General features: G+C 65.4%; 20 protein-coding genes and 1 pseudogene. 7 read left to right on the top strand and 14 right to left on the bottom strand.

Going from position 1 to position 26677, the window contains the following annotated elements:
* Positions 1 to 134 precede the first annotated feature (134 nt).
* The 5 genes from AB0M45_RS21110 to AB0M45_RS21090 form a co-directional block, all read right to left on the bottom strand.
* Complete coding sequence (locus AB0M45_RS21110; RefSeq protein WP_364331552.1) at positions 135 to 647, bottom strand: hypothetical protein; 513 nt, start codon at positions 645 to 647, stop codon at positions 135 to 137.
* 117 nt (positions 648 to 764) lie between these two features.
* Positions 765 to 3317, bottom strand: coding sequence for a TIR domain-containing protein (locus AB0M45_RS21105; protein ID WP_364331549.1), 2553 nt, complete (start codon positions 3315 to 3317; stop codon positions 765 to 767).
* Positions 3318 to 3664: 347 nt separating this feature from the next.
* The gene (locus AB0M45_RS21100; protein WP_364331545.1) at positions 3665 to 5224 is read right to left on the bottom strand and encodes an FAD-dependent monooxygenase; all 1560 of its coding nucleotides are present in this window, start codon (positions 5222 to 5224) and stop codon (positions 3665 to 3667) included.
* A 36-nt stretch (positions 5225 to 5260) separates the two neighbouring features.
* Positions 5261 to 5725, bottom strand: a complete 465-nt coding sequence (locus AB0M45_RS21095) for a hypothetical protein (RefSeq protein ID WP_364331542.1) — start codon at positions 5723 to 5725, stop codon at positions 5261 to 5263.
* Between the two features lie 21 nt (positions 5726 to 5746).
* Positions 5747 to 6283 (bottom strand): hypothetical protein, encoded by a 537-nt coding sequence (locus AB0M45_RS21090; RefSeq protein ID WP_364331539.1) that lies wholly within the window; start codon positions 6281 to 6283, stop codon positions 5747 to 5749.
* Positions 6284 to 6386: 103 nt separating this feature from the next.
* Between AB0M45_RS21090 and AB0M45_RS21085 the strand changes: the two genes are divergently transcribed.
* Positions 6387 to 7031 (top strand): helix-turn-helix domain-containing protein, encoded by a 645-nt coding sequence (locus AB0M45_RS21085; protein WP_364331536.1) that lies wholly within the window; start codon positions 6387 to 6389, stop codon positions 7029 to 7031.
* 609 nt (positions 7032 to 7640) lie between these two features.
* On the opposite strand, the gene AB0M45_RS21080 is transcribed toward AB0M45_RS21085, so the two are convergent.
* Entirely contained in the window at positions 7641 to 8216 is a 576-nt protein-coding gene (locus AB0M45_RS21080; RefSeq protein ID WP_364331533.1) for a GNAT family N-acetyltransferase, read from the bottom strand.
* The gene (locus tag AB0M45_RS21075) at positions 8213 to 9553 is read right to left on the bottom strand and encodes a helix-turn-helix domain-containing protein (RefSeq protein WP_364331531.1); all 1341 of its coding nucleotides are present in this window, start codon (positions 9551 to 9553) and stop codon (positions 8213 to 8215) included. Before AB0M45_RS21075 ends, AB0M45_RS21080 begins: the two co-directional genes overlap by 4 nt.
* 352 nt (positions 9554 to 9905) lie before the next feature.
* Between AB0M45_RS21075 and AB0M45_RS21070 the strand changes: the two genes are divergently transcribed.
* Both AB0M45_RS21070 and AB0M45_RS21065 read left to right on the top strand, forming a co-directional pair.
* Positions 9906 to 10127 (top strand): hypothetical protein, encoded by a 222-nt coding sequence (locus AB0M45_RS21070; RefSeq protein WP_364331529.1) that lies wholly within the window; start codon positions 9906 to 9908, stop codon positions 10125 to 10127.
* Between the two features lie 531 nt (positions 10128 to 10658).
* A complete protein-coding gene (locus AB0M45_RS21065; protein WP_364331526.1) occupies positions 10659 to 12122 on the top strand; it encodes a TIGR00366 family protein in 1464 nt (487 codons plus the stop codon).
* Positions 12123 to 12147: 25 nt separating this feature from the next.
* Here the strand turns inward: AB0M45_RS21065 and AB0M45_RS21060 are convergent, their stop codons facing one another.
* Together AB0M45_RS21060 and AB0M45_RS21055 are read right to left on the bottom strand one after the other, a co-directional pair.
* The gene (locus AB0M45_RS21060; RefSeq protein WP_364331523.1) at positions 12148 to 16512 is read right to left on the bottom strand and encodes a TIR domain-containing protein; all 4365 of its coding nucleotides are present in this window, start codon (positions 16510 to 16512) and stop codon (positions 12148 to 12150) included.
* 219 nt (positions 16513 to 16731) lie between these two features.
* The gene (locus AB0M45_RS21055; protein ID WP_364331520.1) at positions 16732 to 17292 is read right to left on the bottom strand and encodes a TetR family transcriptional regulator; all 561 of its coding nucleotides are present in this window, start codon (positions 17290 to 17292) and stop codon (positions 16732 to 16734) included.
* Positions 17293 to 17378: 86 nt separating this feature from the next.
* Here AB0M45_RS21055 and AB0M45_RS21050 point away from each other — a divergent pair, with 86 nt between their 5' ends.
* The 3 genes and pseudogenes from AB0M45_RS21050 to AB0M45_RS21040 all read left to right on the top strand — a co-directional run bounded on the left by AB0M45_RS21050 (position 17379) and on the right by AB0M45_RS21040 (position 19396).
* Positions 17379 to 18203: an SDR family NAD(P)-dependent oxidoreductase gene (locus tag AB0M45_RS21050; protein WP_364331517.1), complete on the top strand. Its 825-nt coding sequence runs from the start codon at positions 17379 to 17381 to the stop codon at positions 18201 to 18203.
* Positions 18200 to 18364: pseudogene (locus tag AB0M45_RS21045) on the top strand (leucine zipper domain-containing protein); the annotation flags it as partial. The gene AB0M45_RS21050 and the pseudogene AB0M45_RS21045, both read left to right, overlap by 4 nt.
* A 90-nt stretch (positions 18365 to 18454) precedes the next feature.
* Positions 18455 to 19396 carry an aminoglycoside phosphotransferase family protein gene (locus AB0M45_RS21040; RefSeq protein WP_364331853.1) on the top strand — a complete coding sequence of 314 codons (942 nt, stop codon included), beginning with the start codon at positions 18455 to 18457 and terminating at the stop codon, positions 19394 to 19396.
* Between the two features lie 256 nt (positions 19397 to 19652).
* On the opposite strand, the gene AB0M45_RS21035 is transcribed toward AB0M45_RS21040, so the two are convergent.
* Positions 19653 to 22217, bottom strand: coding sequence for a valine--tRNA ligase (locus AB0M45_RS21035; RefSeq protein WP_364331850.1), 2565 nt, complete (start codon positions 22215 to 22217; stop codon positions 19653 to 19655).
* A 531-nt stretch (positions 22218 to 22748) separates the two neighbouring features.
* On the opposite strand from AB0M45_RS21035, the gene AB0M45_RS21030 reads away from it, so the two are divergent.
* Positions 22749 to 23750 (top strand): NAD(P)/FAD-dependent oxidoreductase, encoded by a 1002-nt coding sequence (locus AB0M45_RS21030; RefSeq protein ID WP_364331513.1) that lies wholly within the window; start codon positions 22749 to 22751, stop codon positions 23748 to 23750.
* An 83-nt stretch (positions 23751 to 23833) separates the two neighbouring features.
* Here AB0M45_RS21030 and AB0M45_RS21025 read toward each other — a convergent pair whose 3' ends face one another.
* From AB0M45_RS21025 to AB0M45_RS21010, 4 genes are all read right to left on the bottom strand, one after another.
* Positions 23834 to 24466: a glyoxalase gene (locus AB0M45_RS21025; RefSeq protein ID WP_364331510.1), complete on the bottom strand. Its 633-nt coding sequence runs from the start codon at positions 24464 to 24466 to the stop codon at positions 23834 to 23836.
* 107 nt (positions 24467 to 24573) lie between these two features.
* Positions 24574 to 24960, bottom strand: a complete 387-nt coding sequence (locus AB0M45_RS21020; protein WP_364331507.1) for a VOC family protein — start codon at positions 24958 to 24960, stop codon at positions 24574 to 24576.
* Positions 24957 to 25244: a metalloregulator ArsR/SmtB family transcription factor gene (locus AB0M45_RS21015; protein WP_364331504.1), complete on the bottom strand. Its 288-nt coding sequence runs from the start codon at positions 25242 to 25244 to the stop codon at positions 24957 to 24959. The genes AB0M45_RS21020 and AB0M45_RS21015 overlap by 4 nt, the downstream gene beginning before the upstream one ends.
* A 187-nt stretch (positions 25245 to 25431) precedes the next feature.
* A complete protein-coding gene (locus AB0M45_RS21010) occupies positions 25432 to 26388 on the bottom strand; it encodes an NAD(P)-binding domain-containing protein (protein ID WP_364331501.1) in 957 nt (318 codons plus the stop codon).
* Positions 26389 to 26677 lie beyond the last annotated feature (289 nt).

Below are 26677 nucleotides of genomic sequence, written 5' to 3'. Positions count from 1 at the left end.
GGCAGGCGGCATTCACCGCCTGCCTTCCGTGGTCTCTGGTTGATCGGGCGTAGTGAAAGGGCCGCTATCAAGCGCCGGACAGCCACCATTTGTCTACCGTCGGCAACTCGTGACCGGCAGTCGATGTGCCGAACTCAAGCCAGAACGATCGCGAGGAACCCCGCGAGATAGGCGAGACCGAAGAGGATCGGGATCCATTGCTCGATGTGGGTGAGGGGCCAGTACCGTGCCCGGTCCTTGCCTTCACCCAGGGCCCACCATTCGGCCCTCCAGAAGGGTGAGGCGGGCAGTCGTTCTTCGAGGGCGCCGATGACCTGGTACTTGGCGCTGTTCAGGAGCCGGTAGCTGCGTACCAGGTAGAACCAGGCGAAACACTGGCCGAGGATCGCGACCAGGGGGATTGCCAGCCACCCTTCTTTGTTGTCGGGTGGAGTTTTTCCGAATGCGGCGACAAGAGTGAAGATGCCGGTATTGAGGGTCACGAAGAACGAGTTCGTCAGGCCCCGTCGTGCGCTGATGCGGTCGGCCATCTCCACGTAGAGCCGGTACTGCTCGAGTACCGCGCTGTCGTAGGTGGGGCCGGTCTTGTCGTCCGAGGCGATCCAGAGTCGGCGGCAGAGCTCGGATCGGCGATCGTTGGGCTGCACGGTCCACCTCTCCCTGGCGTGGGTGTTCTGTGAGCGGATTCCTTCGTTCTGGCGGGGCAAGCCTGCACGGTCGGACTCCGTAACCAGGTCGGCGGCCAGCCGGGCGTCTCCTCGCCTTCACTTCTCAGCAGGGAGATCGTCGGGGGAAATCGGTAGTTCGAGGCAGACCTCGATGTAGTCGATGTCAGGCGAGACCCACTCACGCCAGTGCTGGTGGCTCATGTTGTGGGTGAGCTTGTCGCATACTATGCGCGGCCACGCTGCGGGTCCAGGCCACACCCGGACGGTGCCATCGACACTTCCGGAGACAATGCGCTGCCCATCGTCGCTGAACGCCACGCTCGCCACGCGGTGGCGGTGCACAGTCACATGATGGCCGACAGGCTCGCCGGTAGCTGCGTCCCACATCTGCACGGTGCCGTCACCGCCGCCTGCGGCGATCAACCGCCCGTCGCCGCTCACCGCCGCGGTCGTCACGACGGCTGTTCGCCCGGTCATCGGTCGGCCGACAGGTCGGCTGGTGGTCGTATCCCACAGCCGCACGGTGCCATCCTCGCCACCGGAGATGACGAACCACCCACCTGGGCTGAACGCCACAGTCGATACCCTGCCCTGATGCCCGGTCAGCGGTTCGCCGCCGGGCTTGCCGGTGGCCGCATCCCATATCCGCATGGTGCCATCCTCGCCACCGGAAATGACGCGCTGCCCATCCGGGCTGAACGCCACACTCCATACCCTGTTCTGATGCCCGGTCAGCGGTTCGCCGACAGGGTTGCCGGTGGCCGCATCCCATATCCGCACTGTGGAATCCGCGCTCGCGGAGGCGATGCGCCGGCCGTCTCGACTGAACGCCACACCCAACACCGCGTCCCGATGACCAGTCGAAGGCGCGCCGACAGGTTTCCTGGCGATCGCGTCCCACACCCTTACCGTGCCGTCCTCGCCTCCAGAGACAATGCGCTGCCCGTCGAGGCTGAACGCAACGCTCGACACCGCGCCACGGTGCAGGATGCCCGCTTCGCGGACAGGTTGACCGACTGCCGCATCGCCTACCCACACGGTGCCGTCGTCACCGCCGAAAACGGTGCGCTGCCTATCCGGGCTGAATGCCACACTCTGCACTGCGCCTGGAGGCCCGGTCATCGGTTGGCCGGCGAATCTACTGGCAGCCGCATCCCAAATCCGGATCGTGCTGTCCTCGCCGACGGAGACAATGCGCCGCCCATCCACGCTGAACGCCACCTTTGTCACATAGCCTTGGTGTCCGGTCATCGGTTCGCCGACGGGCCGGCCGGTCGCCGTATCCCATACCCGCACGGTGCCGCCCTTGTCGGAGGACGCGATGCGCTGTCCATCCGGGGCGAACGCGACGCTCGTTGCATAGTCTTGGCGAACGGCTATCGGCACGCCGACCGGCTGGCGGGTGGTCGCATCCCACACCCGCACGGTGCCATCCGCCCCACCGGAAACGATGCGCCGCCCATCTGGACTGAACGCCACACTCCACACTCGGCCACGGTGCCCGGCCATCGGTACGCCGATGGGTTCGCTGGTGGCTGCGTCCCACACTCGCACGGTGCCATCCGCCCCACCGGAAACGATGCGCCGCCCATCCGAGCTGTACCCCACACTCGAGGCTGAGCTCTGATGCCCGGGCAGCGGTTCGCCGACGGGTTCGCCGCTGGACGAATCCCACACCTGCACGGCGCCGTCCTCGCCAGCAGAGGCGATGCGCCGCCCGTCCGGGTCGAATGCCACACTCCATACCTCGGCGGTGTTTTCGATGATCTTGAGCGTGTCTTGTTGGGTGATCGCGGCGTTGAGTAGTGCACCTGTATCCGGCCTCGACGCGATCCGCTGTGCGGCCAGGATTTGCTGCATCGCGCGTGGATCGCCGCCAGGGCGGGCATCGGCGAGCATGGATTGGGCCTCGGATACCAGTCGTAGAGCGATCGCTTCGTTGCGCTGGCGTATCGCCTCTCGTCGTTGCACGAACGCGATCGTGGCCGCGACGACCGCGAGGGCGGTCAGCACGGCCAGGCTTGCGATGGCGGCGCGCCGTAACCGCCGGAACCGGCGTTGCTCCCGCAAGTCCTCGCTGGCCAGTTCGGACTTGCGTTTGCCGTGGATCGGGGCGGCCAGATCGGTGACCTTCTCCCGGAAGATCGGTGCGCGAGGATCCCACGGCGAATCCTTGCTGACGTCGACGTAGAACGGCTCGGCGGGCAATGCCCCCGGCTCCATCAGCACCGGCAGGGCCACATCGGACCGCAGCGGATCGAACCGTCGGCTGTATTCGTCCCAGGCGAGGTGTCCCTCGGCCACGACGAACAGCAACTGCTTCGGTCCGCGCCGCTGTAGCCAGTGGGCAACCTCCTTGTTGACCCAGCGCGAGGCGACCGAGTGTGGCGAAAGCACCACGATGAAGTACCGGGCGCGATTGATCGCGTCGGCAACCCTTCCCCATAAGTCGGGGCTGGCGGTGAGGTCGGTGGCGTCGCGGAACACCCGCAGGGCGCGCAGGCGGCCCATTCGCCGTCCGATGCGGTGCAGGCCCTTCTGAATCCCCGCCGCGACCGGCCGATCATCATGGGCGTAGGAGAGGAATGCGTCGTAATCGAACGACTCCCGTTGCCGTGGAGCCTGCTGCTCCGGAGTCTGAGCACGCATCCGTTATCGCCCGCTCCCAGATCGAGACGCATGAACTGGACTTTTCGAGTCTCACGCACCCGAGTTCCGATAACGCGGGTAGTCCACTACTCGACTTCGCGGAAAGTTTGCTGGGACTGTCGAGTCAGCGGTGAGCCATGTGGGGACCCGCCCATTTCGGGCGTGTCTCACCGGTATTCGTTGTTGCGCTATTCGGCAGCTGAGACGGCACGAACCACATGGCCGCCAATGGGGATTTTCGTGGCCACGACAACTCGCCGTCTCGGCCCCGGAATCCTGAAGCTGGCCCCAGCCGAGTAGCTTCGGGTCTGCGTGATTCGAAGGCTACGAGGTGTCGACCGCGACGGTCACGTGCGAGCGGGGTCGGTGGGGCGGAGCCAGCGTTGCAGTGCCGCGCGGAGTGCCTGTCGGTCCGCGGCGTCCGGGTGGGGTGACGCGGTGGCCCAGGCGACGTAGCAGTCCGGGCGCAGGAGCAGGGCGGCGGGCGATTCGGGTTGAGCGCGCGCGGCGACGACATCGAGTCGGTCATGCCATTCGGGAAGCGTTTCCGCCAGGCGCGTGTCGCCGGTCAGGTCGAGTAGCAGTGGCCGTGCGGTCCTGGTCAGCTCGGCCAGCCGGATCGTTCCGTTCGGGGTGAGCAGTTCCATGTCCGGGGCGAACCGGCCGATGAGCGGGTGGGTGTCGGGTCCGCCCATGTCGTAGCGGATGTCGGCGCCTGCGGTGAGGGCGGCGAGACGCTGCACGGTGTCCTTGTCGCGCAGTAGTTCGGTGAACAGGCTGCGCAGGGCGGTGACATCGCTGCCAGGGGCGATGAGCGCGGATTGCGCTTGGGCGTAGGTGACCATGCGGGAGGCGGCTTGCCTGCGTTCGGTTTCGTAGCTGTCCAGCAGTCCGGCTGGGGCGTTGTCGAGGATGATGGCGGCGAGTTTCCAGCCGAGGTTGACTGCGTCCTGCAGGCCGAGGTTGAGTCCGGGGCCGCCTCCTGCGGTGTAGATGTGGGCGGCGTCGCCGATGAGGAACACGCGGCGGTCTCGGAATCGGTCGGCGATTCGGGTGTTGCCACCGCTGAGTCGGCGCAGTACGTGCGGGCCCTGGCCGGGGGGTTGATCCAATGGCAGCTCGGCGGCGAGTACTCGGCCAACGCTCGCCTGGAGCTCGTCGAGGCTCATGGGAGCGTCGGTTTCGGGCTGGTCCCACTCTGTGGTGCTGATCAGTGGCGGCTGCCCGGGGAACGGTGCGTAGGAGAATCCTCCGCGTTCGGTGCGCAGCGGCAGGAACGGCTGGACGGTCCCGTAGCCGGGCACGGTCAACGCGCCGGTTGTCGGGTCCACCCAGTCGGGCGGGATGGTTGCATGTGCGGCCCGGCTGGTCGTGCGGTCGTAGCTGACACCGGGGAATCCGATGCCGGACAGCTTGCGGGTGAGGCTGTGCGCCCCGTCCGCGCCGACGAGATAACCGGGTTGCAGCCGGTAGGTTCCGTCCGGGCCCGCGACGTCCACAGTGACCGCGTCGTCGTCCTGTGCCAGGCCGACGACCTCGTGTCCGCGCCGGATCTGCGCGCCGAGCTCGACAGCGCGCTGTTCCAGAACCTGCGTGATGTGGTGCTGCGGGGCGGCGAGCCCGTAGATCGGGCTGTCGTCGAGCAGGCTCAGATCCAGCGCCATCGCGGCGAACATGAAGTAGGTGGAGTTCGGCTGCGGCGGTGCCGCGCTGCCGCTGAGCGACTCGTACAGGCCCCGCCGGTCCGCCAGTTGCACGACCTGGCCGACCAGGCCGTTGGCTTTCGGTTCCTCGCTCGGTGCGGCCAGCCGCTCCAACACGAGAGGCCGGACCCCGGCCAGGCTCAGCTCGCAGGCCAGCATCAGCCCGTTGGGCCCACCTCCGCTGATCACAACATCGACGGTCACGAGTGCATTTCTCCTTCTGTTCGATCCACGACGTAGTCAGCCGCGGTAGTACTCGCCAAGGGCGGTGAAGGCGGCCTTGGGTTCCCAGGGCAGGCCGGGATAGGTTTCTCCGCAGCGGTTCTTCAGCACTTTGCCGATGCCGATGCCGGCCAGGTCGAGGTCGTCACGGGGATCGCCCCCGAGACGGTGCGGGTAGTTGTCGAGCGCGAAGAGGAACACAATGGCGCTGTCGACGCCCGCAGCGTCGAATACCTCCAGCAACTCACGCAGATAGCCGGCCTGCCCGGGCTCGTCGCGGACGAACTCGCCGGTCAGCCGGAGCGGCGCACCGGTGTCCTCGCTGTACTCGACCACCTCCAGAACGCGACCGCCCCGCTCGCCCGCGTCGCGGTAGGCGGCGGTGCCGAACTCCGTGATCGCGACTGGCTTTCCCTGCGCGACGAGGGTGCGGACGCCCGCGGCGAATTGGTCGGCGACCTCGGCCGACCGGTAGAGATCCATGCCGATGATGTCGAAAAGCCCTCAGTCGACGCGCTCGAGCGGGATTGCGGCATAGGTGACCTTGCCGCCGAATCGTTCGCGGACGAATCTCACAGCGGTGGTGAGGAAGTCGTTGACCCGCGTGCTGAGCTCACCGATCCGCTCGGCCATGCCATCGCGCTTACTCGGCAACCCGAGTCGGTCCTGCTGCGTGTCGCCCGGCAGGAATCCCTTGTTCATCAGGCTCAACTCGGCGCCGGTGACGAATACGACCTCGGCGCCCCGCTGCCGCAGCAGCTCCGCTCGCTCGGCGCAGTCGGCGAACAGCGACAGCATCTCCTCGGCGGTCAACTCGAGCGGGTAGGGCGAGAACCAGACCTCCAGGCCGAGGTCGGCGGCGAAAGTCGCGGCAAGTTCTAGCCGCTCGGGATCACCGCCGATGACACGGACCGCGGTGCAGTGCAGGTCGTGTCGGATGATGCGCAGCTCACGCTCGACCTCGTCCGGGTCGAAGCGCGCACGGGAGAGCGCGCCGTTGCTGATGAAGCCGGTGTCGTAGCTGATGCCCTTGTTTCTCATCGATCGGGTTCCTTGGTGCGGGGGGATATGCCGCCAAGGTAAAGGCAAAACATGCGTGCACGCAAATTTGCGTACACGCACTCGGTGGTGAGATGCTAAGACCGTGACACAACGGAGAGGGCTGCGCGAACAGAAGAAGCAGGCCACTCGGGAGGCATTGCGTGAGGCAGCCCTTCGGCTGGCGCTCGAGCGCGGTCCGGACAATGTGCGCGTCGACGACATCGCCGAGGCCGCCGGCGTCTCACCGCGGACCTACAACAACTACTTCTCCAGTCGCGAACAGGCGATCGTCGCCGCCGTAACCGCCGAACGGGAAACACGGGTCGCGGCGGCAGTGGCCGCCCGGCCCGCCACCGTGCGTCTCGCCGACGCTGTCATCGACGCGATCGTGGATCAGTACACGACACAGAGCGAGTCCGGGCACGACGCGCTGCTGCTGATCGCCACCCGCCCCGCACTGCGTGACGCATTTGTCCACGCCGCCACCGCGATCGAACATCCCCTCATCGATGCGATCGCCGAACGCCTCGGAGGCACCGACTTGCATACCGCCCGCGTGCTCGCGGCCGGCGTGGCCGCCGCGGTTCGTGTCGCCCTCGAACAATGGTTGCGGCCCACCATCACGTCCCCGGCGACCAGCGGACTCGTCGTGCCGTCCGGCGCGTTGCCGGACCTACTGCGCACCTCACTCGCACCACTCGCCCCCGCCCTCGATGCCGCCGAGAAACGAATGTGCCATTCCGCGTAGGGACGGATGATCCGGGCGTGTCGTGGGTCAGGGGAAGTCCTTGGCGCACGAGGCCTGACAGCAGCGCAGCCGAGGGGCTGTAGCGAATCCAGTGCATCACCGACCATGGATGCGCGGCCTCCGATGCTCGTGCGACCGGTTGCAGCTGGGGCGCCACGTTGCCTGCTGAATCAGCGAGCAGCGAGTGGACGCCAGCGGGACGGCGCATCGAATGCACGTTCCGCCCGTGTATTTGACGCCGGATCGCCCGCAGCTGGGACAGGTGAACAACAACTCGGGTACTCCGGCGCAGCGGCCACAGATCTCCGCGCTGTCGGGAGTGCGGGCGACAAGGACGGCGGTGATTCCGCACGGGGTGCAGCGGGCGGGATACCGGGTTCGGTGCTCGTAGCAGGTCGCACATACTGGGCCGAGCGGCCAGTTCGCGGTGATGACGGCGTGTTTGCCGCGGCGGCTGACGCGATGGTGGAGTACGACGATGTCCACTGTGTCTCGCGCGTGAGCTTGACATTGTCACCGCGACAAGGCCTTCACTGGTTGTCGCAGGCTGCGACTCCAGTCCGCCAGCGATCTCGGGTCCTCCGGCGCTCCCGAACGGTCGTGATCCCGCTAGTGCAGCTCGCGGATCAGGGCATCGAACGTCGGTGCGTCCGGCCAGCTCGGCGTGAGCACGCCAACTCTGGCCCATCCCCAACGGCGATAGGTGTCGTATGCGCGACGATTGTCCGGCTGGACCAGCAACGTGGCCCGCTGTTCGGGTCGCCTGCCCAGAAGATCGTCGTGCAGGGCGCGAGCGATTCCATGGCCGGTGAACTCCGCTTGAACCATGGTCTCCGACAGTGCGAAGGTACGTGTGCCGTCCTCCGCCGTGAATGTGGCGAGATCACCGGTACCCAGCCGCAACCCGTTCCACCACTGGCTTCGCGGTCCGAGCGGCCATCCCCACGTCTGGCCGACCGCATGCTCACCGATTCGGGCCATGACCAGCTCGAACCCACTTGCTCGGCTGGGATCGGTGTAGGCGTCGAAGCGCTTCATGAATGCCTCGGGCGACTCGAACTCCTCTCCGGAGTCGATCGCCTCGACATACGAGGCTCTGAAGATGTCCTCGACCTCGGCGCGGTGGTCTCGCGCCTCGGCGGCGGACATGCGTTGAAAGGCAAGGTCATTGACAACTTCACTCATACCGCCGTCGCCCTCCGTACCAGATCGTCGAAACGCTGATTGAACGAATCATCATGCACACCACTTGCCGTCCGTACGGGTTCGAGCAGTTTCAGTGTCCGTGTGGAGGACACTTGTTTCTCCAACTCGGACAGGACGGCGCTGGCTTGGGTGACTGCGGCGCCGATGTCCCCGGCCTTCGCCAGCGCGGCAGCCCAACCGGCTCGGTAGGCCGCGGCATTGCGAGCTCCGGCCTGTTCGAGCACAAGACTGGACGACAGCACTGCCGACTTCTCGAGGTCACCGAGATCACCGACGCCGCGAGCCTCATGGCAGCGGATCTCGTTGGGACTGACGAACCGCAGCCATTCCGGACACTCGTCTATGGATTCATGGCTGAGCGCGGAATCCAGCTCGCGCCAAGCGGTCGCGATTGCGCGGCCGAACGGCTGTCGATCGCCTAGCACTGCGTACGCTTGCGCCTCCCGGATCGCGATCAGCGCGTGGATTCGGCCGGGTGGGTGGCCGCGCATCAGGTCCTTTGCGCGGCCGATGAGCCCGAGCGCGCGATAGGGGCTGCCGCTTCCGGTACGGGAGAGATTGATTGTCTGATGGGCGGCGTTCAGGCACACATGAACCGTTAGTCCGTTGTCACCTGCCTGGTTGGCGAGTGCAAATGCGTCCGCGTAGCAGCGGCGCGCCAGGGAGTTCAGGTCGGCGTCATAGGCCACCCAGCCTGCGATGGTCGCCAGTTCGCCGGTTGCGGTCATGAAACCGCGTCCCGCAACCTCATCGAAAGCGCAACTCTCCAGGGTTGCCATGGCGACCTCCAGAGTGGCCACTGCCTCTTGGACGAGCGTCCCCCCACCAAGGACCTGTTCGCGCTGCGAGAGTTCAATAACGCTGTCGGCCAGGCGGCGCGCGTCTGCGACTCCGATGCGATTCGGGACAACATTCGAATTGACGCCGGAAGCCACCAACGTGGCCCCGAGCAAGAATCCGAACTCCCGCCGTTTCAACTCGTCCTCTTCCCGCTCATCCTGATGGGCTTCGACCGCAGAACCGACGACATCGTTTGTCATGTCGCTACTACCAGCATGCGCCACCATACGGTGTCGCGCATCGGCGACGGCGGCGCAAAACCGCTGTCGCTGTTGAGCGTCGAGCCCGGCGAGGGTTGTGTCCAAATCCAGAGCGGACTTCCCGCGCACTGGACGCGCGGCCGTGGCGCGCTCCCACTTCCTGACGGTCGGGGGTTGGTAGCCGGTCGCCTCGGCGAACTCTTCCTGTGTCATCCGAAGTGCCGCCGTGCGCAGGGCTTTCACCTCTACGCCCGTCCACGTGCTGACAGTGATCATTGTCGCCCCCTGCTCGCGCCCTGCAACGCCTCATCGGAAGCGTATCGGTTGCATGCGGTCTCGTACCTGGGATTGAAAGCGCAGGTCGGTGAAGCTCAGAAGCGGCCCCGGCGCGGGGTGAGAGCCCGTTCCTCATCCGGGGCACACCTCTGGCGGCGATGGCGTCGCCGGAAGGGTCGCGAGATCCCCTGCGCCGGGTGCCGCATCACACGAATCGAACGAGGGGCGGACATGGCAGAAATCGCGGTCGGCTACATCCGGCTGGATCACTCCGGCGCTGATCACGCAGACGAGAAACGCGCGATCCGGGCTCTAGCCAGGCAGCAGGGGCTACCCCGAACCGGAAGTGCTGGTGGTGGATCGCGATGCGCTGATGCCGACGCTCCTGCTGATGCAAGCCATTCGTAGGGTCGGCGCGTCGGTTGTCATCGCCCCGACTCGCGAGCACGTCTGGACCGCCAGGCGCGGACTCGTCGAGCGAGTGACCGTCATCGTCGTTGCGCCCGAGGAGATCTGGGAGCGCGGGCACCGGTGGGCGCCGTTCGGTTCACCCGAGACGCTGGTGAGACCTTGATGTCCGACTGGGGTGAGTTCAGCACGGCCATTGCCATTGCGGCGGCGGTGGTTGCGGTACTGCTCGCGGTCTTCAGCACGGCGAGTAGGTGGTGGCGAAGGCCGTTACGCGGCCCGAGTGTGTACCACATTGCGGAACGCGTGGGTCATGAGCAGTTGTGCCTGCTGGGCTGGCCGCCGTTGGGTTGGCCGGCAGTAGAGCCGGTGGACGGCCCGGAATTCAGTCCTGCGGATGCCCACGCGCTCATGCAGGTGCATCGGGAGTGCGACGCGGACGAGTGTTCGTGGAAATGGGCCGCCGTCGAGACATTACGAGTCACCGGCCGGATTCGACCGACCAAGTACCCACGGCGACCAGATCGCTTCCGACGTCGGAGATAGTGAACCGTTTCTGCATTTTTGCAGACGGTACCTGCGTATTTCTCTCTTGCTCGCACACAAGTGGGACATCAATACTCACCAACCGGGCCGTGTGTGGTGCGTCACATGCATCGAGCGGACCTCATGCGTAAAGAGAAGGAAGAGGTGCGGGATGACGTCCACCAGTGCGGAAACCAGCCCGGAAAAGGATGAAGCAACCAGCCCCGAACGGGGACTTGCGCGGGTTGCGCAGTCGCTCGCAAGGTGGACGGAGAAATGGTTCCCGGACGCCTACGTCGTCGCGCTGGCGGGGGTATTCATCGTGGCCGTCGCCGCATTGGCCAACGGCTCGTCGCCGCGAACAGTCGCGAACGCGTTCGGCGACGGGTTTTGGGATCTGACCGCCTTCACCCTTCAGATGGCAATGGTGGTCCTCACTGGATACGTCATCGCCACCTCCCCACCTGTCGCCCGGCTGATCGACCGGCTGGCCACCTTGCCGCAAACCGCCAGCAGCGCAGTGAGTTTCGTCGCGCTGCTCGCCATGTCGATATCGTTGCTGAACTGGGGCCTCAGTCTGGTTTTCGGCGGTCTGCTCGCCCGCGCGATCGCCCGTCGGACCGATCTCCGCGTGGACTATCGCGCGCTCGGCGCCGCGGCGTTCATGGGACTGGGCGCCGTGTGGGCGCTGGGAATATCCTCCTCGGCCGCGCAGCTACAGGCCACTGCCACCTCGTTGCCTCCGGCCCTGCTGAGAATCACCGGTGTCCTCGACTTCGGGCACACGATCTTCACGTGGCAGTCCATGCTCATGTGCGCCGTCATCATGGCGCTCACGGTGGTGATCGCGCACTTCTCGGCACCGAAGGACACCGCGATCAAGACCGCCCAGGAACTGGACGTCGATCTGGATGACCAGCCTGCGGAGGTGGCTCCACGCTCCCGTCCCGGGGAGTGGCTCGAGTACAGTCGTCTCCTGCCGATCCTGGCCGGGGTGATAACGGCGGGCTGGTTGATCTCGCAGCTGTTCAGCAAATCGGTGCTCACCGTGGTCAGCAGCCTGAATGGCTATCTGCTCGTCTTCCTCATGCTGGGCTTGGTGCTCCACGGGACCCCGCGCAAATTCTTGCAGGCCGTCTCCCTCGCCGTACCCGCCACGGCCGGAATTCTCGTCCAGTTCCCGCTGTACGCCGCCATGGCCGCGATCCTCACCAAAGCCAAGGGCAGGGGCGGTATCACCGTCTCCGAACACCTCGCGGAGTTCTTCACGAGCATCGGCGGCGGCGGAAGCTTCGCCGTCGTCATCGCTCTCTACACCGTGGTGCTCGGCGTCTTCGTCCCGTCCGGCGGCGGAAAATGGCTGGTCGAAGCCCCCTACGTCATGCAGGCAGCAACAGACGTCCACATGAACCTCGGCTGGACGGTCCAGATATACAACGTGGCAGAAGCACTGCCGAATCTCATCAACCCATTCTTCATGCTGCCACTGCTGGCAGTGCTCAGACTGCGGGCGCGCGACCTCGTCGGCTTCACGTTCCTGCAGTTCCTATTCCACCTGCCGGTGGTACTTCTTCTCGTGTGGTTGCTCGGAATGACATTCGAATACGTTCCCCCGATAATGCCCGCCACCCCGTGACCTGCCAGGCGACACCCACAGAGTTCTAGCATTCGGACTGGCGTGGGTAGTCCTGTGAAATCCATTGTCGCCACTCGTTGTCTGTTATCGGTGCGGGGAGTTTGGCACACAGGGCGCGGGTGTCGGGTGACAGGACGGGAACCCGGTTGACGGTGTCGACGGTGACGAGGACGAATTGATTGTGGTCTTTGTCGAGGGCGATCGTTCGCACGTGGCTGTCTTCGGTGGCGATGACCACCGGTACGGGGTCCGGGCGTCGCCAGTACCAGACTGTTCCGCTGGCCCCGGCGGCCGCGACAGCCGCTCCGTCAGCGCTGACGTGCAAGCTGCGTACGGGTTGGGGAAGCCGGATGGTCCGATCGATGCTGCCGCGGTGGGCAATGACCAGGCTCCCGGTGTCGTCGCTCGCGGCGATGGTGGACCCGTCCGCGCTGATGCCCAATGTGTAATTGGACCCTGGCATGGATAGCGTTTTCGATACGCGGCCGTCTTCGGTTCCGATGACTGTGATGTCGCCCTCGCCTGCGATGGCCACAGTCGATCCGTCTGCGCTGATGGCCAGCGCTGAAACGTGTTTGAAAGATAGTGTCCGCGCTGGTAAGCCTGTGCGGGCGACGATTACGGTCCCACGATCGGCCGCGACTATGGTGTGGCCGTCAGGATTGACGGTCAGTTTCGCGTCCTCCCATCTGAGGGTCGAGCTCATGAGCTCTGGTCTGAACGTCGCGGTGTGTTGTACCTCGCCGTTTCGTGCGATGTGTAACCGCCCCTTGTCGTCTACCGCTGCGATGGTCGAGCCGTCCGAATTCGCCGTCAGCGCGGTGGCCGCACTCGGGAGTGGAAAACTCTTGTGATCGGCACCGGTTCGGTAGTAGACGAACAGTGTCGGCGGGTCCGCGGCGGTGGCGGCGATCGTCGATCCGTCGTCGCTGATGGCAACTCCCGTGACCCGCCAATATCCGGTGCTCGGCACCGGTCCGGGCAGCGGTAGGACGTAGTCCGATGTGTTGTGCCGAAGGATATGCAGATCAGCGCTGTTGCCGTCACCTATGACAATTGTTGATCCGTCGGCGCTGATCGCAGGAGCAGTAGGCCACGAATCGGACAAGTGGAGGACGCGCTCGGGCGCGTCTTTCTGTGCCACCATCACGATTCCTCTGCCACCGCGGCGAACGATGGTCGAGCCGTCGGCGCTGACGGCGGGGGCATCCGTCCGGGTATAGGGCGGGAGAAGCGTGCGACGTGGCGTCGCGGTTCGAACGCTGAACAGGACTCCGTTGGCGGCTGCCGCGGTTACGGAGGAGGCGTCGGTAGCGACCCGGACCAGCCCTATCTTGTCGGGGAGGTGCAGGAATTGGTCGGGAGTACCGGTGCGGTGGATGAGGAGGGTTCCGCGGTCGTCCCCGGCGGCGATAGTGGTTCCGTCCGCGCTGATTCCAAGGCGTACTGCTCCCGAAAGGCTCCGGGTTCGGTCGGGTTCGCCGATGCGGGAGACCAGCAGGTTGCCGCTGTCGTCTGTAGCGGCGACTGTTGTGCCGTTCGCGTCCAGTACAAGATCGCTGATGGGAGCTGTGGAATGCAGTATTCGGGTGGGCCCTCCGGCGCGTGTGACGACGACATCGCCCGAGACCTTGCCTGCGGCGATGGTGGTTCCGTCCGCGCTGATAGCTACTCTTCTGCCACCGTCGGGGTGTAGCAGTTTCGGTTGGCCGGCTCGGAAGATGTGCAGGTTCGCGTCGTCGTCGCCCGCGACCACTGTGGTTCCGTCCGCGCTGATGGCGATGTCGAGGAAATTGCCGATGATGAAGCTGGTGACATCGGGCATCCCGTCGCGTGCGATCAGCAGACTCCCGTTGTGCATCACGACCACCGTGGACCCGTCGGCGCTGACTCGCAGCCCCCACAGATCCGCCCCGACCTGCCGGGTCCGAACAGGTTGCCCCGCTCGGGCGATGAAGAGAGTTCCTGTGAGGTCGTTGCCGACGACGACAGTCGATGCGTCGGCGCTGACCGCCAGATCGGTCACTCCTCTGGCAGCTTCGAGGGATCGGTCAGGCTGACCGTTACGAGTGACGTACACAGCGGAGTCGCTCACGGCGGCTGCGATCGTCGACCCGTCGTCGCTGGCATCGACGGTGGACGGCGTGGCGGGTAGTTGCTGTGTCCGCGTGAGATCACGCAGCTCGTATTGGGCGTTGAGCAGGTCGCGTTGAGTGGTGCCCGGTGACAGGGCGTGCGCGGCGAGGATCTGGTGCAGGGCACGGATGTCGCCCTCGGTTCGGGCTCCCGCGCGCATCTGGCTTGCCCCCTCGATGAGGCGTGCGGCGATCGCTTCGCGGGCGCGGGTGTCAGCGCGCTCACTGGCGCGTGCTTCTCGGACGAAACCCGCCGCAGCCAAGACCGCGGCGATCAGGGCGACGACCGTCAGGGCACTCAGGGCTCGGGCGCGCCGACGCAAGGCGTCGGCGTGGTTGCGGGCGACGGCGAGCTCGGTCGCGGCGCGGGTGTTCTCGTGTCTGCGAGAAGCGGTGAGTAGATCGGACGAGGAGCGCAGCCGTTCTCGGTAGCCGGGGAGTTCGGCGAGGTTCTCGGCGTCGGCCAGTCGCGTGCCCGTCAGCAACCATGCCTCGGCGTGTTCGTGTCGTCTCCAGTCCGCGGCGGACTGTTCGAGGGCGTCGGCCGCGCGTAAGGTATCGGCTTGCTCGCGTAGCCATCCCGTGAGTTCGCCCCATTGCCGCAACAGGCTTTCCAACGCCACTTCCACGGTGGTATCCGCGCCACGGCGGTCTTTGACCAACAGGCGACGGTCGACGAACCGATCGATCAGTGGCCGTGCCGATGCGGGTAGGTCGTCGTAGCGTGCGATGCGGCGCAGCGGTTCGTCGGTGTCGGCGGAGAAGGTCGCCAGCCACGGCACGAATGCCGATCGCAGCAGGTCGAGCTGGTTTTCGCGCTTGTCGGGGTCGCGGTCGAGGATGTGGTCTATCTCGGCGGTGACCACTTTCTCGATGCCACCGATCTCGCGATAGTCATCGAGGGTGATCTTGCCGATGCTGCTTCCGTAGTCGCGGTACAGGATCGAGAGCGTCAACGCGAGCAATGGCAGCGTATCGGCGCCGCCTCGGCAATCGGTGAGCAGTTGTTCGATCACCTCGGGATGGATGTCGAGTGGGCGTCCGGCCGCGCGGGCGCGCCTGGCGGGGGCGGTGATGATCTCGCGAAATCGGTCGCGGCCCAGCGGTTTGAGCTCGTCGAACAGTTCGGTGCCCACCTCAGCCAGCTGCACTGCCGACTGCATCTGTTCGTATCGATCGGTTCGAATGGCGGCGATCACGACAAGCGGCACCCGGTCCTCGGCTCCGGCGGCCAGAATCGGTGAGAGTAATGCCAGCATCGCCTGGCCCTCGGGGCCTGCGTCAGCGGTGAACAACTCCTCGGCCTGATCGATCGGTAGCACGACCGTTGGATCGGCATCGTTGGGGAGATGTGTCCTCGCTGTCGAGTGGATCTCGGACAACCACCGCCGCAGCGAATCCGAATCTCCCGCGGTGAGCGCTGATTTGATCTGCCCGAGCGTTGGCGTGGTGAGGCCGAGACGCTTGCGCGCGACGTGCAGGGCGGCGGCGAGGCCGTGATCTCCCGTGATGGCCCGGCGTTCCGGTCGTAGGATGTCGAGCAGTACGAACTCACGATCGGCACGGGCCAGCCGCGGGATCAATCCGGCGCGCAGGAACGACGATTTGCCCGCTCCCGAGGGCCCCAGGACGACGAACAAGCTGCGGGAGTATGCACGCAGCTGCCGCAGGCGGTCCAAACCGCGCAGTATCTGCTGTTCGCGCCCGAAGTATACTGCGGCGTCGACAGCCTCGAACGGATCCCATCCTCGGTAGGGTGCGCGATCGGGATCATGCGGTGGGGGCCACGGGAAACGCGCCGCGGTGATCCCGGCCTCCCGTAACCCGTCCCGCAGGTGATGCAGACCCGCCGTCCGGAAGGTGACCGGTTCGGCATTCGCCTCGACGTGAACGCTGGTCACCGCGCCCGGCCCGTGCAGTTCGCTACGTTGCCACTCCCTGGTGACGTCGTCGTGTACCGGTTCGAGTTGGGCCACGAAGATCCTCTTCCCGAGGTTCTCCGCGGTTCGGTACTCCGTGGGGCACTCGCGTGAGGTCAGCCAGTGCCGTGAGACCAGGCACACCACGGCTTCGCACCGCGCGGTGAAGGCAACCAAGGAGCCTTTCCAGCGCTGACCGGCTGGTAGGCCCGAACGAGGGTGGATGTCGAGGAAGATTTCGTCGGCCAGTTCGTGATCTTGTTCGATCAACCACTGCCTCAGTGCCAACGCAGCCGCATTGTCCCGGCTCGAATGACTGATGAAAATGCGCGACATCGTCCGCAGCCCCCTCGCACACACCCGGTTCGAACATTGCGCATAGTACGGAAATCCGCGCGCGAGAAGCCGATTACGCGGAAGATCGCGCGTTGCGAACGACTCGCAGGGCGTGTCTACCACGTCGTCGTTGTCGCGTTCGACATCGAACTCTGTAGACCCGCTCGCGGTCAGCGTCGGCAGCAATACTCCGTGTAGGTCAGCGCAGTCGTCGGGCTGTTATTTCGCGGCCAGGCAGCGTAGTGCGAGTTCTACTTGATGTCGGATCGTGCGTGGTTCGGAGTCGGGGATCAGCTGCGCGATGCGGATGAGTCCGAGGAGCTGATAGGCGATGTCGCGAGCGGTCACATCGGTGGCGAGAGTGTGATCGGTGCGGGAGCGGTCGACAGCCTGCTGGCCGATCTCGGTGAGGTGCGAGAGGCATCGTTGGAGATCCGCATCCAGCGGTGATCCGGCGGTGAGTAGATCGACCATTGCCTTGTTGCTGGTGAGTTCAGCGATCGTCGTGGTGAAGAACTCGCGAAGACCGGCAATCGCGGACACTCGTCCGGGAAGGGATGCTCCGGCGAGTTCGGCGAGGTCGGTTCCTGTCACGGCCTGCACAAGGTGCTCGCGGGTGGGGAAGTGCCGGTAGAGGGTGCCGACGCCGACGCCGGCCGCGGCGGCGATGGCGCGCATGTCCACGGCCATGCCGCTGTCTCGGAAGGCATCGGTTGCGGCCGCCAAGATCCGTTCCCTGTTGGCGACGGCGTCTCGCCGCGTCTTCCGGTCCGCTGCCACCCACTCAGTATAGCGATCCGGAACATTTGTTCCGATTGATGTTAATCTGTTCCGGAACATGCGTTCCGGAATAAGGAGACAGGGCTGTGCGGACGATCGTGATCACGGGAGGTACCGACGGCATGGGAGCAGCGCTGGCGCGCCACTTTCTGAGGGCGGGTGACCGCATCGTGGTGATCGGGCGAAGCCGCGCCAAGTTCGACGCGTTGCTGGCGACCGTGACGAGCGACGACCGGTCGGCGGCGGCGCGGGCGGAGTTCCTCGCGGCTGACCTGTCGTTGGTCGCTGACAGCCGTCGCGTGGTCGAGCACTTGCAGGCGAAACACGCATGGATCGACGCGCTGGTTCTGGCGGCCTCGTTCATCCGGCAACATCGACACATCACGGCCGAGGGACGTGAGGCGTCCTGGGTGCTGTTCTTCGTCTCCAAGTATTTGTTCGTCACCGGACTCGCCGCGCCTCTCTGTGCCGCCGAGCGGCCGGTCATCGTGAACACGGCAGTTCCCGGCACGCGAGCCGATGCCATCGACTTCGACGACCTCGAGATGAGCGAGGGGTTCACCTTCGCGAGATCCAACGCGCAACAGCGCCGAGCCAACGAACTGCTCGGCATCCTCGCCGTTACCGACAACCCGGACCTCGCATACGTGACCTGGGGACCCACACGGCTCGTCCGTTCCAGTTTCGCTGGCGAAGTGGGGAAAAGCATGAAAATCGCTGCCGCAGTTCTCGGGACGCTGCTCGGCCAACGCCCAGATGTTGCGGTCCGCCCGATCATCGGCATCGTGGACGCCCCGACCCCAGGAAGGGCCGCCTACCGCGGCAGCAAGGAACTCGCGCTGACCGTCGGCGACCACGACGACGAGGACGCCGCGCGGCTGGCAACGGCGGTCGAAGACCAGCTCCGATGACACACCGCAATGCTCCGATCTCCTACGAAGGACGCCTCCGATCAGTGGAGCGCTGCCAATCCAGGCCGATTGCTCACGTCGCCGCAGAGATGGGCATCTGCCGCGTCTGCGCGTCGAAGCGGCTCAACCGCTGGCGACGGAACGGCGAGGGCGGTTGTGTTGTTTACGAATGTTCACCCGGCTCCGGTCGCAGAGACCGGATCACGCTGCGCGGTTTGCCCGCTCGGTCGGGTGGCGGGCAGGCTGGTCAGGTGCCGATCTCACTGCCGCAGGACGTCGCCGACAATATCGAGCAGATTTTCGGAGAAGGAGGGGTCCGCTGGCTCGCCGAGTTGCCCGCTGTCGTGGATGCACGATGCGCGGCATGGGGATTGGAAGTGATCGGAGACGGATTCGGGGGCGGCACGCATTCGTATGTTGCTCCGGTTCGACGCAGCGATGGGTCGGTGGCGGTGCTGAAGGTTCCGGTCGTCGACGAGGAGAATGTGGGGGAGCCGACCGGGCTGTTCTGCTATCGGGGCGAGGGAGCGATCCGGTTGTATGAATTCGATGGCGGGTCCGGGGCGATGTTGCTCGAATGGGCGCGGCCGGGGACGGAACTGGTGTATCAGCCGGGGTTTCCGAGTCTCGAGGGGCGGCCGGAGAATGTCGGGAAGGTCGAGCTCGCCTGCCGGTTGTACCGGCGGTGTCGCCGCGAGCCCGTCGGCGTTCCGGAGGGGTATCCCGCGCTGCCCGCGGCGGCCGATATGGTGGCGGAATGGATCCGGATCTTCGTCGATCCGGAACCCACCGTGGCGCAGGTGATTCCCAGGCAGCTTATGGAGCGGGCGGCGGAATGGTGCGAAGAGCTGGCGGTGCCCGACGGGCCACTGCTGATCGTCAATCGGGACACGCATCTGGGCAATATCGTGGCGGCCGAACGGGAGCCGTGGCTGCTCATCGATCCGAAGGCGTATCTGGGTGAGGCGGCCTTCGACGCGGGATTTCTGGCGATGATCCAGGTGCAGAGCGCGCCCGAGCCGGAACATGCCCGCAGGGTCATCGAGCGCACCGCGACCGCACTGGACGTCGACGCAGATCGCGCCGGTGGCTGGGCGTTCATGCGTGCCATGGAGGAAATTGTCTGGGCCGTCGAAGACGACGAACCCGATGATGTGCGGCTGCACCTGGCCGTCGCGACCGCGCTCGTCTGATCCTCAGCACCGATTTGTTGCGACGTGTTCAGTTACAGGTCGCCGGCCGGATGCAAAGCTTCGCTCACACTCCGGCGTCCGGGCGGCCGTGACAGACGTTCGGCTCGCTATAGCCCTTCCGATTTCGGTGAACGGCGATACGGAAGGTATGCGGGACAAATCGCCGAGGAGCGGCCAGGGCAGAAATGGTGACGAGCCGTGCGCGTGATGCTGGTTGCGGCAACTCATGCTGCCGCAAAGAGATTCAGGGCGTGCGCTACTCGGAGAGGAGATCGAGTTGGCGTTGGATTCGGTCGGTGTCTTCTTGCGCTGTCTGCCTTCGAGAGCGGATTGATTCGACGACGTCGGTGGGTGCTTTGGCCAGGAATCCGTTGTTGCTCAGCTTCTCAGCGGTGCTGTCCAATTCCTTTTGCGCAGCGGCCAGGGCTTTCTGCAAGCGGCGTCGTTCGGCGTCGACGTCGATGGCCTGGGACAGATCGAGGCTGACCCGGGCTTGTCCGATCGGCAGCGTCGCGGTAGGCGTGAAACCCTCGGCGGCGGGTTCGAGGCGCAGCAGTTGCCGGATCGCGGGTTCGTGTGAGCGCAGCGCGGCCGTGAGTTCGAGGTCAGCGGGTACCGGTTGGCTCGTGCGGACGCCTTGTTCGGAGCGGAATCGCCGGACCTCGGTGACGAGCTCTCGTAGCTCGGCGATTTCGGTTTCGGCGTTGTGGTCGCGGTAGCCGGAATCGGTGGGCCAGGAGGCGATGACAACGGATTCCTGCCCGGTCAGGGTGGTCCACAGCTGCTCGGTGACGAACGGGACGATCGGATGCAGCAGCCGCAGCAGGCTGTCGAGGACATGTCCGAGGACTCGCCGTGCGGCGTCGGCCGCTGACCCGCCGGCAGCGTAGGTGGCCTTCGACAGTTCGAGGTACCAGTCGAAAACTTCGTCCCACGCGAAGTGATACAGCAGCTCAGTGAGCTTGGCGAACTGGTAGTCGTCGAAAAGGGTATCGGCTTCGGCGATCACGGTGTTCAGCCGCGAGAAAATCCACCGGTCCACCGCCGAGAGCGTCTCCGGTGTGGGGAGTGGTCCGCTGGTGGTGGCGCCGTTGAGCAGGGCGAAGCGGGTTGCGTTCCAGATCTTGGTGGTGAAGTTGCGGGCGCCTTCGACGGATTCCTCGGCGATCGGGGCGTCGGTGCCCGGGTTGGCGGCACGGGCAAGCGCGAAGCGAAGCGCGTCGGTGCCGTAGGCGTCCATCCAAGTGATCGGATCCACCACGTTGCCAAAGGATTTCGACATCTTCTTGCCGTGCTTGTCACGAACCATGCCGTGCAGGGCGATCGTCGCGAATGGTGGTCGGCCGGTGGCGTAGAGCCCGAACATCATCATCCGGACGATCCAGAAGAACAGCAGATCGTAGCCGGTGAACAGCACCGAATTGGGGTAGAACCTGGCGAGGCTGTCGGTCTGGTCGGGCCAGCCGATGGAGGAGAACGGCCACAGCGCCGCGGAGAACCAGGTGTCGAGCACGTCGGGGTCCTGCACCCAGCCTTCGGGCGCGGTCTCGTCGGGCCCGACACAGATCGTCTCGCCACCGGGGCCGTACCAGATCGGAATGCGGTGTCCCCACCACAGCTGGCGGGAGATGTTCCAGTCCCGCAGATTGTCGACCCAGTCGAAATAGCGGCTGGCCAACTCTGGCGGATGAATGGAGACCCGGCCGTCGCGGACGGCGTCACCCGAGGCCTTGGCCAGCGGCGCGACCTCGACCCACCACTGCATCGACAAGCGCGGCTCGATGACTGTGCCGCAGCGCGAGCAGTGCCCGACCGCATGCCGATATGGGCGCTTCTCGGCGGCGATACGTCCCTCCGCGCGCAACGCGGCGACGACCGCGCTGCGCGCCTCGAGCCGATCGAGCCCTTGGAACGGGCCGGGTGCGGTGATGATCGCCCGCTCATCCATCACCGTCAGCGAGGGCAGGTTGTGGCGTTGACCGATCTCGAAGTCGTTCGGGTCATGGGCTGGGGTGACCTTCACCGCCCCGGTGCCGAACTCAGGGTCGACGTGGGTGTCGGCGACGACCCGGATGCGGCGGCCGGTCAGTGGCAGAACGATCTCGCGACCGACGAGTCGACGGTAGCGGTCATCGTCGGGGTGCACCGCGACGGCGGTGTCACCCAGCATGGTCTCCGCGCGGGTAGTCGCGACCACGATCGAATCCGGTCCGTCGCCATAGCGGATCGACACCAGCTCGCCGTCGAGTTCCTGATGGTCGACTTCGATATCGGAGATCGCGGTCGTGCAACGCGGGCACCAATTGATGATGCGTTCGGCCCGGTAGATCAGCTTGTCGTCGTAGAGCCGTTTGAAGACCGTCTGGACAGCACGGGACAGGCCCTCGTCCATGGTGAACCGCTCGCGGTCCCAGTCGACACCGTCACCGAGGCGGCGCATCTGATCGGAGATAGCGCCCCCGGATTCGGCTTTCCACTGCCACACACGCTGCTCGAATGCTGCGCGGCCCAGATCGTGCCGGGACAACCCTTCCTTGGCAAGCTCGCGCTCGACGACGTTTTGCGTGGCGATGCCCGCGTGGTCCATGCCGGGCTGCCACAGCGTCTCATACCCCTGCATGCGCTTGCGCCGGGTCAGCGCATCGATCTGAGTGTGCTCATAGGCATGACCCATGTGCAGGCGGCCGGTGACATTCGGCGGCGGAATGACGATCGCGTACGGCGGTTTGTCGCTGTTGGCGTCGGCTTTGAAATAACCCCGGTCCACCCACCGTACGTACAGCTCACCTTCCAGCTCCACCGGTACGAATGTCGTCGGCAGGATCGTCGGGTCGCTGGTGTCTCGGGGGTTGGTTTCGGTCACAGTCGCCCAGCATATTGCCGACCCCAAGGGTCGGGATCCCGCTAGCGCAACTCGCGCGTCGAACTGATCACGAAAGGTCGAAATAGCCGAGCTTGTACACGACCTGTCCGGTCGCTGCGAACGCTTCTGTGAGAAGTCCGAAGATGCGCTCGCGTTCGGCTCCGGTAGCGCAGTGCCATGCGACGCGGAGGTCGGCGAGCAGGCCGGGCAGGAGCGTGTCGAGGTCGCCGAGGTTGACGGAATGCCGCAATGTGGAGGCCCTCGCGACGTCAGCGGCGAGTTCGTGCTCGGGGCGGGCCAAGCCGCCTCAGCCCCTCCGATCACCGTCCCGCCCAGAAGATCTCAGACAGTCCTCCATGACCAGCTGGCACTGGCAAAGCTGATACGTTCGATGCAGACCGTAAATCGCTCGTGGCTGCGGCGGTGAGTCCGGGGAGGATATGTTTCGGGTGCGTGGTCAACTGCGTCGCCCTACGGCGAAGGTCTGACGTGGTGTTTCGCGCGGAGGTCATCGGTTGCGGTATCGGAGGGGCATGCGCGGCGCTGGCCATGGCGAAAGTCGGTGGCCGCGTGCATGTCTACGAGAAGTCGGCGCTCACGGCCGAGGTAGGCGGCTGGGTCACGCTAGGACCTGCGGCGTCGACCGCGCTCGATCAGATCGGTCTGGGTGAAAAGGTCAGGGCGGCCGGATTCCCGGTCGTCAGTGTCAGCACTGTCGACACGCGCACTGGGCGAGCGAAATCCTTTGCCCGGACCGAGCCGGGTCATCGCTGGTCGAGTATCCATGTGTGGCGCAAGGATCTGTTGGCCTTGCTGCGAGAACGCCTGGAGCAAGAAGACATACCCTGCGATTACGGGACTGGGGGCGACCCCAGCGAGCGCACAGGCGATCTGCTGGTCGGCGCCGATGGCGCTCGTTCAGCTACCCGGCGTTTGCTCGGCAATCCCCAGGAGCCGACGTACACGGGACAAATGATCCGATACGGGCATTGCCCAGTTCCGGTGAGTGGGCTACCGACTGGCGTGCTGCACTTTTGGTCGCACTCGGAGGGTGTAGCGGGGTACGTGGGGGATGACCGCGATGGGTCGTTCTGGTTCAGCAGGCGAAACGCCGATTCCGGGGCTGCGTCGACCGACCCGGACGTGTTTCTCGCGGCGCTGCGGGCAACGCAGGTGGTAGAGGTGCTGGAGCGTTCCGAGGTGAGTGCACCGATCGCGCTGTATGAACTCGAGCCCGAAGGGCGCTGGCACAACGCGGACACCGTCCTGATAGGCGATGCCGCACACGCCGTTTCGCCGTCGGCAGGGCGGGGAGCGACCTCCGCCATCGAGGATGCGATCGTCTTGGCGAAGGCCCTGCGTAGGGCGAATTCCATTGCTGCGGCCCTGGAGTCCTACACGGAGATTCGTCGCCCGATAGCACAAGCGACCTATCGGCCGGGATCGAGAAGGCAGGCTCCACGAGTCTCTCCGGCCGATCTGCAGCTTTGAGGCCCACGGGCGACCGAGAAAATCGCGCGCGGTCGGACGTGTGCTCGGTCCGAATAGGCCGACATAGTTTCTGACCGCCTGGCTCAGACCGGGGCGACCTCCCACCCGAACCCGTCCGGGTCGGCAAAGGTCCCGATTCCGCCGCCGATGACGATCCGGTGCGAGCCGGTGCCCTCCGGTGGGACGCCGGCGTCCTTGGCGGCGGCGCGGCGCCCATAGAGCGCCAGCTTGATCGAGGACGGTGCGGCGTCGAACTCGACGTACTTGCTGCCGAAGCTCTTGGCCACGGTCAGGCCGCGGTCGACGTAGAACTGCTTGGTGGCCTTCACGTTGTCGACGCCGAGGAGCACCACGATATCGTCGACCTCCCGGGTGGCCGGACCAGTGTCCTTCTTCGCCGACGTCGCGATCTTCCAGATCGCCCCGTCCGGAGCCTGGACGACGCCGCCATAGCCCCAGAAGCTCTTCTTGGCCGGCTTCAGCGTCGTCGCGCCCGCGTCGACAGCGGTGCCGATGAGGCTGTCGACGGTGCTCGGCTGAGACACCACGAGCGACAGTATGAAGCCGCGAAAACCGGTCGTCGGCGCATCGGAGGCGCGCACGCGCACCTTGTCGCCGAGGCCGAACGCGGCGGCGTAGAAGGCCGCGGCGGCCGTGGGGTCGGGCACCTCCAGGATGACGGACTCGATAGTGGTCTGATCAGCGGTGATGTTCATGGCAGTAACGCTATGTGCAGTTCGGTGACCGGCGCTTCTCGATTCCTGATCGGTCTGCTCACCTGTTTCGGACGACGGTGACATCCGCTCGGCCGAGTCGAGCCGGTTCAGGCCGGGGTGACGATCTGGATCAGGTTCCCGCAGGTGTCGTCGAAGACCGCCGTGGTCACCGGCCCTGCCGCCAGCGGTTGCTGCGTGAACGTCACGCCCAGCCCGCGCAGCCGCTCGTATTCCGCCTGCACGTCCGTGACCTGGAACGAGGTGGCCGGAATGCCGTCGGCGACCAGCCCTTCCTTGTACGGCTTGACCGCGGGGTGTCCGTCCGGCTCGAGCAGCAGTTCGGTGCCGTCGGGGTCCTCCGGTGAAACGATTGTCAGCCACCGGGCCTCGCCAAGTGGGATGTCGTGCTTCGTGGTGAAGCCGAGTACCTCGGTGTAGAAGTCGAGAGCTTTCTGCTGGTCGTCAACGAACACGCTGGTGATGTAGATCTTCACGGTGCTTGTCCTTTCCTGCTGACCGGCCACCGCTCGAAGATGGCGGCCAAGGGAGTGGTGTCGAGGTGATGGAACTTGTACCGCCCCTGCTTGCGCGTCGTGATCAGCCCGGCCTCCTCCAGCACCGCCAGATGCTGGGATACGGCCTGCCGGGTGAGGCTCAGCTGATGTCGACTCGTCAGGCGGACGCAGATCTCGAACAAGGTCTGACCGTCGCGCTCGGTCAGCTCATCGAGAATGGTCCGCCGGGTGGGATCGGCGAGGGCCTTGAAGATATCGCCCATGAAGCGACAATAGGCAAGCATTCACTTGCCTGTCAATGTCGGTGAGATCTGGTCTACTGCCATCGGTCGGACTCGCTCGGCCGGAGGAATCGATGGACAGTCGCCGCGAACTGCCGCAACTGTTCACCAGCCTCCAAACGGGCCTGCTGTTCAGCACGGGATCCGAGAATGCCGCTCAGGCCAGGTTTCAGGCTGCTGGTTTCACATCGCCTCGCAGCAGTTGGAAGGTCGATACCGGTACGCCTGCTCGCTCACTTTCGGCCACGGCCTGACGCCAATAGGTCAGCACCGTCTGCGCCAACGCCGTATCTACTCCGGCGGCCGTCGCGGTCTGGACGACATGCTGCGCCCCAGCCGCCATCATCCGCAGGTGGGCGACATCGCGCCAACCGCCGGTGGTGGTCATGGCGGCCACCGCGGCATACAGATCCGTCATGTCGCCCATCGATCGTTGCGCGTACGCCAGGAAACGTTCGATCGATTCGCCTGATCGATCGATCATGGCCAGTGCCTGCTCGAACGCGAGCAACCCCGGCAGGAACATCGCCAGGACTGCCTGGTAGTACAGCTGTGCGATTCCCTCGTCCTCGCCGAGATACTCGGGTCGGCCCAGCGGCCGGAGCAGATCGGCACATGCAGCGAAGACATCATGGGGACCGCTGTAGAAGATATAGGCGGCCGAACCGCCGACGCCATCGCTGTCGGCCATGACTCCGCCAGCGAGGAATCGACCGCCACGTGCCCGGATCCATGCCCCGGCTGTGCGTGTGCTTTCCGGCGAGTCCGACGAAAGGTTGACGATCGTCTTGCCCGGCAGTTGCTCGGCCACAGGCTCGAGCACGTCGTACATCGCGGAGTAATCGGTCAGGCTGAAAACAACCACCTCGCTCGCGCTCAAAGCTTGTGCCACGGTATCCGCTCGCATGGCGCCGAATTCCAGCATCGCCGATACTTTTTCGGGGCTGCGGTTCCACACGGTCACCTTCGTGCCGGCCGCACGCAACGACCGGACCATCGCCTGCCCCATCGGACCCAGCCCGATAACCGTCACCGAAACAGCTGACTGAGACATCATTTCGTTCCTTAGAATGCGGTTTTCCAGATCGTGTCTGCGACGGACTCGATGGTGACTGCCGCTGGCCACGTCGGGAAGACCGCACTTCGGGGCCAGGTTACTTACCTCCAGGTTTGGGACAAGGTCAGAATGCCGCGACTTCTACAGCAGTGGCATCGATCACCTATCGATCGCGAGGGGCAACGCCCAATGCCCGTTTTCGCCCCCTCGTCGATCCTTGCCTCGTCGGCAGCCTTCGTCAGTGTGAAAGCGGTGGGCCGCATGGTGCTTCGTCGAGGTGCCGTGTCGTCGAAGCCGGCTCGATCTTCGCGAGCGCGTCGCGTTCCCCGTCCCCTCTTGGCCGCGTCCGGCGCGCGGC

Origin of the sequence: Nocardia sp. NPDC051787 (genome assembly GCF_040681325.1) — a bacterium.
In the GTDB taxonomy this organism is placed as follows: Bacteria; Actinomycetota; Actinomycetes; order Mycobacteriales; family Mycobacteriaceae; genus Nocardia.
The sequence above is the reverse complement of the archived record's forward strand: the minus strand, read 5'-3'. Positions and strand labels throughout refer to the sequence as shown.